At 41.9% G+C, this 13,073-nt stretch carries 11 protein-coding genes; 3 read left to right on the forward strand and 8 right to left on the reverse strand.

What is annotated here, in order from left to right; translation table 11 throughout:
* Positions 1–449: 449 nt before the first annotated feature.
* The 3 genes from gldA to QM629_RS18720 all read left to right on the forward strand — a co-directional run bounded on the left by gldA (position 450) and on the right by QM629_RS18720 (position 4,235).
* Positions 450–1,364, forward strand: coding sequence for a gliding motility-associated ABC transporter ATP-binding subunit GldA (gene gldA, locus QM629_RS18710; protein ID WP_415161427.1), 915 nt, complete (start codon positions 450–452; stop codon positions 1,362–1,364).
* Between the two features lie 313 nt (positions 1,365–1,677).
* The gene (locus QM629_RS18715) at positions 1,678–2,349 is read left to right on the forward strand and encodes a DUF2461 domain-containing protein (RefSeq protein WP_415161428.1); all 672 of its coding nucleotides are present in this window, start codon (positions 1,678–1,680) and stop codon (positions 2,347–2,349) included.
* Between the two features lie 131 nt (positions 2,350–2,480).
* Entirely contained in the window at positions 2,481–4,235 is a 1,755-nt protein-coding gene (locus QM629_RS18720) for a tetratricopeptide repeat protein (RefSeq protein WP_415161429.1), read from the forward strand.
* A 40-nt stretch (positions 4,236–4,275) separates the two neighbouring features.
* Here QM629_RS18720 and QM629_RS18725 read toward each other — a convergent pair whose 3' ends face one another.
* The 8 genes from QM629_RS18725 to QM629_RS18760 form a co-directional block, all read right to left on the reverse strand.
* Positions 4,276–4,956, reverse strand: coding sequence for a transposase (locus tag QM629_RS18725; protein WP_415161430.1), 681 nt, complete (start codon positions 4,954–4,956; stop codon positions 4,276–4,278).
* A gap of 15 nt (positions 4,957–4,971) precedes the next feature.
* On the reverse strand, positions 4,972–6,006 hold the full coding sequence (locus QM629_RS18730) for a dipeptide epimerase (RefSeq protein ID WP_415161431.1): 1,035 nt from the start codon (positions 6,004–6,006) through the stop codon (positions 4,972–4,974).
* A 36-nt stretch (positions 6,007–6,042) separates the two neighbouring features.
* Positions 6,043–7,263: an NAD(P)/FAD-dependent oxidoreductase gene (locus tag QM629_RS18735; RefSeq protein WP_415161432.1), complete on the reverse strand. Its 1,221-nt coding sequence runs from the start codon at positions 7,261–7,263 to the stop codon at positions 6,043–6,045.
* Between the two features lie 48 nt (positions 7,264–7,311).
* Positions 7,312–7,971 (reverse strand): HAD family hydrolase, encoded by a 660-nt coding sequence (locus QM629_RS18740; protein ID WP_415161433.1) that lies wholly within the window; start codon positions 7,969–7,971, stop codon positions 7,312–7,314.
* Positions 7,972–8,063: 92 nt separating this feature from the next.
* A complete protein-coding gene (locus QM629_RS18745) occupies positions 8,064–8,204 on the reverse strand; it encodes a DUF1572 family protein (protein WP_415161434.1) in 141 nt (46 codons plus the stop codon).
* Positions 8,137–8,610 carry a DUF1572 family protein gene (locus tag QM629_RS18750; RefSeq protein WP_415161435.1) on the reverse strand — a complete coding sequence of 158 codons (474 nt, stop codon included), beginning with the start codon at positions 8,608–8,610 and terminating at the stop codon, positions 8,137–8,139. Before QM629_RS18750 ends, QM629_RS18745 begins: the two co-directional genes overlap by 68 nt.
* A 188-nt stretch (positions 8,611–8,798) precedes the next feature.
* Complete coding sequence (gene ggt, locus QM629_RS18755) at positions 8,799–10,517, reverse strand: gamma-glutamyltransferase (RefSeq protein WP_415161436.1); 1,719 nt, start codon at positions 10,515–10,517, stop codon at positions 8,799–8,801.
* Between the two features lie 204 nt (positions 10,518–10,721).
* The coding region (locus tag QM629_RS18760) for a TonB-dependent receptor (RefSeq protein WP_415161437.1) at positions 10,722–13,073 on the reverse strand (2,352 nt) is incomplete at its 5' end.

Genomic DNA, 13,073 nt, shown 5'->3' on the forward strand with positions numbered 1-13,073 from the left:
ATTTATTAAACATCTTTACATGGCAAAGAAGAAAAAGATTTTATTAACGCATTCACCTGTATGCGCTGCATGGCAGCCGCTATCTTTGTTGCCCCATCCCCGCCGCGGCGGGGAGTTATTAAGTTCGTGAAGATTTTATAGCTCTTTTAAAATGGTAAGTACGGAATTGATTATAAGAATTAATGGCGCACAGGTTTAAGAGTTTAAAAGAAAATGTGCGCTATTATATCTAAGCATCAAGGCTCAACTGCTGAAAAGTCATCAACACAAAAGCCTAATCAGGGCGGAAGAAAAAATGTGCTGAATATCATTTTTTCTTGATTTTCTTTCCTGCCCGACTGACTCGGTCAGGCGGGGGTTACTTTCTTTTATCAAGAAAAGAAAGTGACAATAACAATAAAAACTATTTGTTACTTAAGAAGACAAAAATTACAGGCAAAAACGTTAGCATGTCAATTGAAGTAAAAAATCTTTTAAAACAATACGGCGCGCAAAAAGCGGTAAACAATGTTTCCTTCTCCATCAGCAAAGGAGAAATTGTTGGCTTTCTCGGCCCTAATGGCGCCGGTAAAAGCACGACCATGAAAATGATAACCGGTTATTTACAACCCGATGCCGGCGAAATAAAAGTGTGCGGTGCAGATACAGGCAAAGATGTAATGAATGCAAAGAAAAAGATCGGCTATCTGCCGGAATCCAATCCTTTGTATTACGATATGTATGTAAAGGAATATTTACAGTTTATTGCCGGCGTGCATAAAGTTCAAAATGCAAGAGAAAAAATTAAAAATATTATAGCGCTTACCGGGTTAACCGTTGAAAGCAGGAAGAAGACAGGGCAGCTTTCAAAAGGGTATAAACAACGTGTTGGTTTGGCCGCAGCTTTATTGCATGATCCTGAAGTATTGATATTAGATGAGCCCACCAGTGGTTTGGATCCTAATCAGATTATTGAGATACGCAACGTAATTAAAGAACAGGGAAGAAATAAAACGGTATTGTTCTCATCGCATATTTTGCAGGAAGTGCAGGCCATCTGCGACCGTGTTATCATCATCAGCAAAGGGCAGCTTGTTGCCGACAGCAGCGTGGAAGCATTAAAACAACATGTGCAGTCAAACAGCATTGCAGTAAGTTTTTCAACAAAGATCAATAAAGCGCAGCTTGAAGGCCTGCCCGGAGCCAGGCAGGTTGTTGCGGTGAATGATCAAAGCTTTAAAATATCCACCAACGATACCAATGAGCTGCGCAGGCAACTGCTTGAGTTTGCTGTTTCGGAACAGTTGGATATAACTTCTTTGCAAACGGAAGGCAATAACCTGGAAGATATATTCAGGAGCTTGACGTCAAGCCCCAACTCCTAAAGGGGAGTTATTAAGTCTGAACCGGGATTTATAGGATTAATGGATTTTCAGGGTTGTTTATTTCAATCATCAAACACGAAATGAAAACACTTCAAATAATTTAAGTTGTTTTGAAAAAATAATGCTAATTGAATATAAGCATCAAGGCTCAACAGCCGAAGAAACAACACTACAAAAGCTTAATCAAGGCGTGTGCACGGATGTGCTGTATTATCATCCGTGCTTGAACTTTTCCTGCCCGACTGGTGTCAGTCAGGCGGGGGTACTTTTCTTTCAAGAGAAAAGTACAGAAAAAATTTAAAAAATTAAATATATGCTACAAACATCAACACTTCAGTTTCTAAAGCAACTGGCAAATAACAATAATAAAGAGTGGTTTGACGCCAACCGGAAAAAATATGAAGCTGCCAAGCAAGATCATATTCAATCAATACAAAAAATACTGAATGAATTTTCTAAAACCGATACAACGTTATCATCACTGGCAGCAAAAGATTGCCTGTTCAGGATTAATCGCGACATACGTTTCAGTAAAGACAAATCGCCTTATAAAATAAACTTTGGCGCCAGTATAAATGCCGGCGGCAGGAAAAGTTTTAAAGCTGGTTATTATCTGCATATTCAGCCAGGCGAAAGCTTTGCCGGTGGCGGCCTTTATCAGCCTTTTCCTGATATATTAAAAAAACTGCGGCAGGAGATAGATTATAATTTTGATGAGTTTAAAGGCATCATCAGCCATAAAAAATTCAAGTCGGTCTATACAAAAGGCATTAGCAAAGATGCCGAATATAGCTTGTCAAGGCCGCCCAAAGGTTATGAAGATAACAATCCTGCCATTGAATTTATAAAGCTGAAAAGCATTGTTGCCATAGCGCCTTTAACTGATGCACAGGTTACTGATAAAAAATTTACGTCAACCGTTATTAAAGCGTTTGAAGCGTTACATCCGCTTATTGTGTTTTTGAATAAGGCGACAGAAGTTTAAATTGCTGGTAAAGCTTTCAAAAACAACAGTTGGCTTAATGCGGCAAAACAACAATTTGCTTTTACCGCATTAAAATTTATAACCGTATTTGTATAGTTTTCATAACTTTAAAACACCAAAAACTAACCATTATGAAAATGCTTATTGCTGCAATTGCCGCCTGTCTTTTTGAAGGTTATGTATTACTGAATCATGTGAATAAGAGCACCAATACAATTGATGCCGATGCCGCAAGACAAAGCGTTTTGCAGTATAAACAAAAGTTTGCGGTAGGCTGCGCTGCCAACGCAGCAGCGTTTAACCCTGATGACAGCTTCAATATAATCCCATTGCTTAATGGCTGGGGCAATTACCGCATGCCTGTAACTGCAACGAATGACAGCGCCCGCATTTATTTTGAACAAGGCATTAATATGTATTACGGGTTTCACATAATTGAAGCGCTGGCTTCATTTGATAAAAGCACAAAATTCGACAGCGGCTTTGCCATGGGTTATTGGGGCAAGGCATTGTCTTACGGCCCAAACATAAACGATTATGGATATGCCGCATCGCCGGAAGCATTAACAGCTGTTGCAAAAGCAAAAGCGTTATCAGGCAATTGTTCTCCTGTTGAGAAAGGTTTGATAAATGCAATGACGGTGCGCTATGCTGCCGATACAACGCAAACGAGGGAACACCTCAATCAATTGTATGCAGATGCTATGCAAAAAGTGCATGCACAGTTTCCTGAAAGCCTTGATGCGGTTGTATTGTATGCCGATGCTTTAATGGTGCAGCATCCCTGGGACCTGTACGACCGTTATGGAAAGCCAAAAGCCTGGACGCCATTGATAGTGGCTACGTTAGAAGAAGCGCTCAAAAAGAATTTTCGGCATCCCGGCGCGGCGCATTATTATATACATGCGGTGGAAGCGTCTGATCATCCCGAAAGGGCGCTTGCCGTTTCGGATGAGCTGCCTAATTTAATGCCCGGCGTTTCGCATGTAGTGCACATGCCCGCGCATATTTACATACGCACCGGCAATTATGCAAAAGGCTTCGGTTTGAATGATAAGGCAGTGAAGGGTTACGAAGATTATCTGCGCATATATCCTGCCGTTGTAAACAATGCATCTTTATACCTCGTTCATAATTTGCACATGCAGGCCACCTGTGCCAATATGGAAGGAAACTATGCAGATGCCATGCGTATATCAATTGATGCCCGCAACAGCTTCGACAGCAGTTGGCTTAGCCTGCCTGATTTTATGGGCATCTTTGTGCAGTATATTTATATGACGCCTGTGCTTACACAAATACGTTTTGGCAAATGGGATGATATTTTACAGAATGCTGAAATACCATCGGGATATGTATATGCCAGCCTGTTGCGGCATTATGCCCGTGGCCTTGCCTTTGCCCGGAAACATGATTTTGTTCATGCCGGTAATGAATTGGCAGTATTGCAGACAGGTTTAAAGCATGACCAGCTTAAAGCGCCAGCGCCTAACTATGCTAATCCGGGTGTTAATGGTGCCAGGGTGGCTGAAAATATATTGCAGGGCGTGATTGCCGAAGAACAAAACAACCTGCAACGATCAATAACTTATTTGCAGCAGGCAGTTGAACTGGAAGATGCCATGATTTATAATGAGCCTAAAGACTGGGTGCACCCTGCAAGGCAATATCTCGGAACTGTATTGATAAAAGCGGGCAGGTATGCTGAGGCGGAAAAAGTTTTTAAAGAAGATGAAGCCATCAATCCAAATAATGGCTGGAGTTATACAGGTTTGGTTATTGCTTTAAAAAAGCAGCAAAAGAATAAAGCAGCAGAAAACGTGCAACAGCTATTGAAAAAAACATTTAACCGCAGCGATACCAAAGTAACCGCGGCCGTGTTTTAACCAGACTGGTTCAGTCTCAAAAGACTGAACCAGTCTTAACCTATTCACCACTTAAATTATGACTGTAATAAAATGCTGCCTGCTCCTGATGTATTTGAATAAATTTTTCTTTGCCGCCAAACCATTCCAATACTTCTTCTCTTTTAAGAAGTGTATGACTTTGAGAAATGATTGCCTTGTAAGAAGACCAGTGATACTTTGTAAAATCTTTCATTATTCCATGTTTTAACGGGTTTGCATGAATGTAAATAATCAGTTGGGTAAAATGAAAATCATCTTTTACTTCAATACATCTGAATGGGTTATTGAACATGCCGCCTTTTCGATGATAGACTTTATTAAAAGAACGCACATAGCTTACAAATAAATAATTGAATTGTGTTTCTATCAGCTCATCAAAATCAAATACGGCAACATTTTCCAGGAATTTTTTATATGTAATGGTTAGTCCTTCTTTTGGCAATGCTTTTAAATGTGATTCTATTTCACTAACAGATTTAGGTTTTACGAGGCAATGTATATGGTTGTTCAGTAAACAATAAGCATATATATCAGCAAAGCCGGGGATGTAACGAGCAAAACGCTTCAGGAAGAAAGATTTGTTTTCATCGTTAGTGAATAAATTTATTCCGTCAACAGCTTTCGCAATAACATGGTAAAATTTTTCCGGTTCAAAGTTGCTATGTAAATTTATGGGCGAAAACATTTTTAAAGATAACATAAAAATAAGACTGGTTCAGTCTTTTGAGACTGAACCAGTCTTAACCTCCACACCCAGCCCCGGCTCATCAGCAATCACAACAACGCCATTATCATATTTCAATCCCGTTGCTATGTCTTCTTTCAGTAGTAAAGGCCCGTCCATGTCCACATAATCTAATTGCGGTAAGAACTGGGCAATGGCGGCAGAACCAACAGTACATTCATTCATACTGCCCATCATTACTTTTAAATTTAGCGCCCGCGCTTTTTCAATCATGCGCAGCGCCGGTGTAATGCCGCTGCATTTTACCAGCTTTATATTAATGCCATGAAAATGGCCAACACATTTTTCCACATCGTTTTCAAACACGCAGCTTTCATCAGCGAATAATGGAAGAGGAGATTGTTCATATAATGTTTTCATATCGCCCCATGCCTCTTTTGCCAGAGGCTGTTCCACCAGTTCAACGCCAAGTGTTTTTAATACAGGTATTTTTTCAAGTGCTTCATTCAGTTGCCAGCCTGCATTGGCATCCACACGGAATACGGCATCCGTATGTTTTCTTAATGCTTCAATCATTTCAATATCATACTCCGTTCCCAGTTTTATTTTATATACCGGCCAGGGTGTATGCTGCATTTTTTCAATCATCCTGTCAATTGAATCTATGCCCAATGTATAATCGCAAACGGGAATATTCTTCCAGTCCGTATTCCATAATTTATACAAAGGCTGGTTGCGCATTCTGCCAAATAAATCCCATGCTGCCATATCCAAAGCGCAAACCAAAAAAGGATTGTTGGGTATAAGATGATGCAGGTAATGCCAGTAACGCTCCGGCGTGGTAAAAGCAAACTTTTCAATCATCTTTTTTTTGCTTTCAATATCTGCGATCATTTGCTCAACGGTAATATTGTAATAAGTGATGGCAGGCGCTTCGCCATAACCGGCAAGATTGCCGAGCTGCAGCGCAACGATTAAAGAAGGCTGATGTGTTTTTGTTCTGCCGCCGGATATAGTGAAAGGATATTCAAAAGGCAGCTCAATTTTTTTATAATGAAGTTTCAATGTTGGAATAATTATATGTATAATAATAATTTAAAGCTATTCACCGGCGCCTATAGCCGATGCCGCAATATAGCCACCTGTCCATGCGTTCTGAAAATTAAATCCGCCGGTTACCGCATCAATATTCAGCACTTCGCCTGCAAAGTAAACATTGGGCAGCACTTTGCTGCGCATGGTTTTAAAATCTATTTCCTTCAAATCAATACCGCCTGCTGTAACAAATTCTTCCTTGAAACTGCTTTTGCCGTGAATCGTAAACTGCGCGTTACAAAGCTGCTGCGCCAGTTGCTGCAACTGTATGTTGGAAACATCAGCCCATCTTGTTTGCTTACTGATTGCTGAGGCATGCACAATGCTTTCCCATAAACGGCTGGGGATTACAAATGGTGATTTTACGGCAATTATTTTTTGCGCCTGTTGTTCCTTCAGCAACTTTAATTTTTGAAGCGCTGATTCAACGTCTTCCTCCGGTAACCAGTTTACAAACAATATAAAGCTGTAATTTTTTTCATGCAGCATGCGGGCGCCCCATGCAGATAGTTTTAAAACGGCCGGCCCGCTCATGCCCCAGTGCGTAATCAATACAGGGCCGGATGCTTTCAGCTTTGTATCCTTTATGCTTACCGCTGCATTTGTGGCAACACCGGGTAAATGTATAATACGTTCATCTTTGCAATTGAAAGTAAACAGCGACGGTACCGGCGGGATAATGGTATGGCCAAGCTGTTGCAGCAATTTCCATACAGCAGGGCTGTTGCCTGTAGCGATGCAGATTTGTTTAGCGATGAACATAGTTTGCTGCGTTTGCAATTGCCATATATCATTGCTGCGCTGAAGCGATAATACGTTTTCGCCTGTAAACAATTGAATGCCTGATGACTGCTGCAAACGGGTAAAACAATCAATAACAGCCTGCGATGTGTTGGCTTGCGGGAATATGCGGCCATCTTCTTCCTTCTTTATCAATACGCCATGTTGCTGAAACCATGTAACCGTATCTGCTGCGGCAAATGTGTGAAAAGGCCCGCGCAATTCTTTATTGCCCCGCGGATAGTAGCCCGTTAGTTCATTGGCATCAAAGCAGGCATGGGTAACATTACAGCGGCCGCCACCGGAAATGCGCACCTTTGAGAGCACTTCTTTTCCTCTTTCGAGTATGGCAATTTTAAGCGAAGCGTTTTTTTCAGACAGGTTAATGGCTGTAAAAAAACCGGCTGCGCCCCCGCCGATAATGATTACATCAAACGGATGCTGCATAATGATGAAGATAGATGTTGCACAGCCATAATGCGGAATTGCGCAGGCTTATAAAGTTTTTAATGCCCGTAATTTGTCCAGCGATATTTCGGTATAGTCTTTAATAATCAGATCTGCTTCGTGCAGGTCTTCCGCCGTATGTGTGGTGGTTAGCGCCACCACTTTCATGCCGGCTGCTTTTGCAGATTGAATGCCGGCCAGGGAATCTTCAAACGCAACGCATGCTGAAGGATCGGCATGAACAGAACCGGCTGCCTTTAAAAATATTTCAGGGTGTGGCTTGCCTGTCTTGATCTGCGTTGAGTCAATTACGCTAAGAAAATAATTTCTTATAGGAATATATTCAAACATAAAATTAATATTGGGAATAATGCCTGAGGTGGCAACAGCCTTTGGGATATTTGCTTTTTCCAATTCGTTTAAAAAATCAATTAACCCTTCAACAGGTTTTATATGCGGTGCATATAATTCACGGTATAAGCCTTCTTTTTCATTGGTGTATGCTTCAATCTTTTCAGGGCTTAAAGTTGTATTGAAAACATAATTAAAAATTTCGCGGTTCACCCGGCCATTTATATGCTGCTTATATTCTTCCAGCGAAAAAGGTTTGCCTATCTTATCATAAAATGCTTTGAATGCCTCTATATGGTATGCGTTGTTGTCAATGAGTGTGCCGTCTAAATCGAATATTACTGCCTGTGGAAACATAGTTTTTTATTTCTGATGTATGATTTTTTGTGTATGATTTGTAATGCCGGTTCCGGGATTGGATATCTCCGGGTTGCAGGCCTCAAACAGGTTTATGCTTTATGGCCCATGAAATCATTAAATGCTTTGCTTTTGTTTTTAGAGATGCTCAGTGATTGCCAGCTTTCATTTTTTATAAGCTTGCCTATATATATAATTTGCCCCACATGTAATTTGCCCCACATGGCTGCCATAATGATCTATTTGCCTTATAATGGCATCAACCACTATATGCGTTTCACTTCGTATGGTAATTGTTTTCATTACATCTCCAGGTTGTAAGCTTTCAAGTGTTTTTAAAACACAATCCCAGCCTTTGTTCCATGCGTTCAGAACATCTTCCTTTGTTGATAGGGTATCTTCAAATTCCGCATCCCTTTCACGCCAGGATTTTTCGCCGTCTTCGGTTAAAAAATTTGTCCACCGGCTAAGCATATTGCCGCTTACATGCTGCACAATAACAGCAATGGAATTGCTTTCGGCAGAGGGCTTAAAAAAGAAATTCTGTTCATCCAGTTGTGCAAAAACTTTATCCCCAAGCAATTTTTGTGCTTTGAATTTTTTAACGGATGATTGCAAAAAAGCTTCTTCAGTATTCATATAATATATTTTTGATGGCCGGCTTTGGTGCTTCAGGGTGTTACGGTTGTGCGCCGCTGGTCTGACGCTTTGGAAGCGTCTGACCAAACATCATTCGTAACGGAATGTTTCTGTAAGCACAGTACATACATTTCTACAGAACATTTGAATTTGTGAGCACGTGAACCTTTGAACAGAATAATTTCAACTCAATACCCGCTTACGCTGTCATCGCCGCGCTTGTCTGCTGCGGCTTCACGTGTCCCATCGGGTAAAATCTTTATCAGTTCTGTTCTGCCAATGGCCTGCAGTTTTACAAGTTTATAACCCATTCCTTCCAGTTGCTTTGCTGTGTTTTCATTAAAATCCCTTTCAATTAAAACTGTATCCGGCAACCATTGGTGATGAAACTTGGGCTTATTAACCGCATCATTTGCATCCATATTAAAGTCAACAATATTTACGATAGACTGGAATACAGAAGTCGTGATGGTGGTGCCGCCTGGTGTTCCCACCACCATAAAAGGTTTATTATCTTTTAAAACCAGTGTTGGCGTCATAGAGCTTAACATGCGTTTGCCGGGCTGAATGGCATTGGCGTCGCCGCCAATGGCGCCATACATATTAGGCACGCCGGGCTTGATGCTGAAATCGTCCATTTCGTCATTCAATAAAAAACCGGCGCCGCCCACAACTGTTTTACTGCCATAACTGTTGTTTAATGTTGTGGTAACGGCCACCATGTTGCCATCTTTATCAATAATGCTGATGTGTGTTGTCTGGTCGCTTTCATGCACATTGCCGGCTTTAATGTTTGCGCTTATGCCTGCTTTTGTGGAATCAAAATCACCCATTCTTTTTTTAAGATAGGCATCGCTCAATAAAATATTTTGCGGCACATCCCAGAAATCAGGATCACCCAAATGTGCTGCACGGTCGGCATAAGCGCGGCGCTCTGCTTCAATCATAAGCTGCACGCTTTTTAAAGTTTGAAAACCGTAGCTGCTCATGGGATAAGGTTCAATCATTTTAAGCATCTCGCCCAAAATAATGCCGCCGCTGCTGGATGGCGGCATGCTCACCACATGATAATCCCGGTAATCAAATTCAACGGGCTTCCGGCGCCTGCATACATAGCTTTTCAAATCTTCCAGGCTCAGCATGCCTTTCCCGCGCTGCATTTCTTCCACAACCAGATTTGCCGTTTCGCCTTCATAGAAACCTTTGGCGCCCTTATTACGAATGCGTTTTAAGGTGGCGGCCAGTTCAGGCTGGTATAAAGTATCTCCTTCTTTCCAGGCAGTTTGCTTTACAAAGGCAGTAGGTTTGGTATTATATTTAATGAAATAATCTTTGTTGCCGTTCAGGCTTGCCGCTTCGCCGCTGGTTAAAACAAATCCTTTCTCCGCCAGGTCAATGGCAGGCTGTATCAATGTTTTAAACGGGAGCTTTGCATATTGATGTTCGGCAAATAAACCGGCGACAGTACCGGGAACGCCTGCCGATAAATGCCCGTTCTGCGACCAGTCTGTCCTGGCATTGCCGGCTGAATCAATGTACATATTCCTGCTGCCCTTTAAAGGCGCGGTTTCCCGGTAATCGAGCGCAATTAAAGCATCATCCTGCGTTCGCGCAACAGTAAAGCCACCGCCGCCTATATTTCCTGCTGCAGGATACACAACGGCTAAAGCAAGCTGTGTAGCAATCATGGCGTCAAAAGCATTCCCGCCTTTTTTTAATATGGCCAGCCCGATTTCGCTGGCTAAAGGATGTGCGCTTGCCACGCAACCATTTTTTACAGAAGCATTTTTTGTTATGGTATAATGATAGGGGTTAACCTCTTTGCCTGCGCCAACGGAAATTTTTGAAGAGCTGCAGGAATAGAAAATAATATTGAAACTGAGAATTGTGTACAGCCATTTTTTCATGCCTTCAAACCTAAGAAAAAAATATTGTGGATGGAAAGATTTTGCAAAATGATGCAGGGCAAACGCATTAAAATTTTAAAGGTAAAAAAAGGAGCCCCGAAAAATATTGTAAAAATGGGTTTCAACCCGGTTGAAACCACCAAAATGTTATTGAGAGCCGCAGGCTCGTTACATTATGCACCATGCTGATGGCACTTTAATATTTTAGAAAGCATAACGTAATGTTATGCCATACGTTCTGGGATCGCCAAGAACAGCAGCATACTGGCCTGCATTGCCCGAAGCCACCAGCAATTGTTCAAAATAGTTTTTATTAAATATATTTCTGCCCCACACAAAAGCGGTAAGGCCGTTGTTAACGCGAAAACCGGCACGCGCATTTATGATGACATACGATGGTACGTTTAAGTATTTGGAAGGTGAAGGGCTTGATGAAAAAGATGACCTGTAAAAGCCTTCCGGGGCAATAAAGAATCTTCCTGCCTTGCCAAAAAATGCTGCAGGCGTGCTAAACTCTCCGCCTAATGAAACAGACCATTTTGAAATACCGGGCAGCACGCCGCCGGAAATATCTTTGAAGGCAGAAGACCCGCCTGTTTCTTCCAGCGGCACCGGCGCATTTGTAAATGAAATATATTTTCCATCGGTATAGGCGGTGGCGCCAAACACTGAAAAATTATCGTTAAGTCTGCTACTGCCATCAAACTCAATACCCTGAATACGTACTTTTTCAGCATTGGCAAGATAGCCCCGGTTTACGCCGGCCTCTGCCGTTTGCACTAATGTCTGATAATTTTTTATATTGGTATTATAGGCTGTTAAGTTTAAAGTAGTACCAGAAAAAGGCGTTGTCTTTATACCAAGTTCCCAATGCTGCACATATTCCGGTTTAATAACTGCAAGCTCGGTCATAACGCGGCCATCATCTGTTGGCAGGCCGCCAAGGTTAAGGCCTACTGATTTATAGGCTGTGGAATAAGTAAGGTAGCTGTTGATTTGCTGAGTTATCTTATACGATAGTGTTGCGAGATAGGAAACATTATTGTTATCCGTATTTACATTAAACTGCTGATCTGTATAAACCGATTTTTTTATCGCGATCAAATCAGCATCTGTTGTTTCCAGTCCGCCATACGTTTTCCTGTCAAAATCAACTTTTTTCTTATCATAGTTGTAACGAATGCCGCCTAATATATGTAACCTGTTTATAATCTTCCAATCCAACTGGGCAAAAGCTGCGCCACTGAATGTTTCAAGGTCAGAAACTGTATGAATGCCGTAACCATCCAGTAAGCCAGGCGTTGCCCACTTATCGCTGGTGGAGCTTTGTGAAAACCTCCACTGGTCAGACCCTGATTCTTCTGTATGATAGGGATTGGTTTTAAGATCCTGCCCAATTGCAAACAGGCCAATAACACCGCTCAGATGTTCATTAATATTGCCTGCATAACGTATTTCCTGCGACCATTGATGATGCCTGGACGGGGCTTGCGATAATTGCAAAGAAGATAACCCCGTAAAGTCGCGGTCGTTAGATGGGCCCCATTTCCAGAAACGCCAGGCGGTAGTGGAAGTAAGGGTGCCCGGGCCTAATTTAAAATCCATGTTTAGCGAAGTGCCGCCCAAATCATTATCTGAACGCCAGGGTGTATTATGATCAATAATTCGATCAAAAGGGTTGGTTGTAGGCAATGTATAATTAAGATCGGCAATAATGGCATCAAACTGGCGATAATCGGCGCGCATTGTTTTTACAACGCCTGCAATTACCTGTGCATAACCGTTTGGGCGCTGGGTAGAATAGTCGCCGGCAAGTGTAATATCTATTTTTTCTGAAGGCGTAAACAATAACTGGCCGCGTACACCCAGATTATTCATGTCATTTACAGATTCATCTGTCCTGATGTTTTTAAGCGTGCCATTGCGTTGTGTTCCGGAGAATGACAGACGGCCCGCTATGTTTTTTACGACCTTGCCTGTAACGGAAGCTTTAGCCTGTATGTAGCCGTAATTACCATAACTTAATTCAAAATTGCCGCCTGGTTTAAAGGACGGTTTGCGTGTGGTAATTACAAATGCACCGGCAGTAGTGTTTTTCCCGAATAAGGTGCCCTGAGGGCCGCGAATCACTTCAATTCTGTCAACGTCTATAAAATCAAGCGTGGTGGCGGCAGGCCTTGCATAATATACGCCATCCACATAAAAGCCAACACCGGGCTCAATGCCATCGTTGGTCAGGCCAAATGTTGTTCCCTGGCCCCTTATATTAAGCGCCGTATTCCTTGGATTGGAAGAATATAATTGTACAGAAGGAATTAATTCCTTTAACCTGTTTACATTGAATGCGCCCGCCTCATCAATATGGGCGCCGGTTACTATTGTTACAGGCATGGGCACATCCTGCAATATTTCGCGGCGGCGGCGCGATACGGTAATAACGGTATCTGTTTTGTACAATGATTGCAATTGTATTAAAACATTGTTCATAGCGCTGTTTCTTACTACAAGCACCTCTGGGGAATAGCCAACAGATGTTATAACTAAGGTGAAAGGATA

This window comes from Parafilimonas sp., assembly GCF_047606085.1.
In the GTDB taxonomy this organism is placed as follows: domain Bacteria; phylum Bacteroidota; class Bacteroidia; order Chitinophagales; family Chitinophagaceae; genus Parafilimonas.

What these genes read in the sequence shown, in the direction of transcription:
- QM629_RS18725 (WP_415161430.1), bottom strand. Translation starts at nt 4,956, where the DNA reads ATGTTATCTTTAAAAATGTTTTCGCCCATAAATTTACATAGCAACTTT.
- QM629_RS18740 (WP_415161433.1), bottom strand. Translation starts at nt 7,971, where the DNA reads ATGTTTCCACAGGCAGTAATATTCGATTTAGACGGCACACTCATTGAC.
- QM629_RS18715 (WP_415161428.1), top strand. Translation starts at nt 1,678, where the DNA reads ATGCTACAAACATCAACACTTCAGTTTCTAAAGCAACTGGCAAATAAC.
- ggt (WP_415161436.1), bottom strand. Translation starts at nt 10,517, where the DNA reads ATGAAAAAATGGCTGTACACAATTCTCAGTTTCAATATTATTTTCTAT.
- gldA (WP_415161427.1), top strand. Translation starts at nt 450, where the DNA reads ATGTCAATTGAAGTAAAAAATCTTTTAAAACAATACGGCGCGCAAAAA.
- QM629_RS18745 (WP_415161434.1), bottom strand. Translation starts at nt 8,204, where the DNA reads ATGGCAGCCATGTGGGGCAAATTACATGTGGGGCAAATTATATATATA.
- QM629_RS18720 (WP_415161429.1), top strand. Translation starts at nt 2,481, where the DNA reads ATGAAAATGCTTATTGCTGCAATTGCCGCCTGTCTTTTTGAAGGTTAT.
- QM629_RS18750 (WP_415161435.1), bottom strand. Translation starts at nt 8,610, where the DNA reads ATGAATACTGAAGAAGCTTTTTTGCAATCATCCGTTAAAAAATTCAAA.
- QM629_RS18735 (WP_415161432.1), bottom strand. Translation starts at nt 7,263, where the DNA reads ATGCAGCATCCGTTTGATGTAATCATTATCGGCGGGGGCGCAGCCGGT.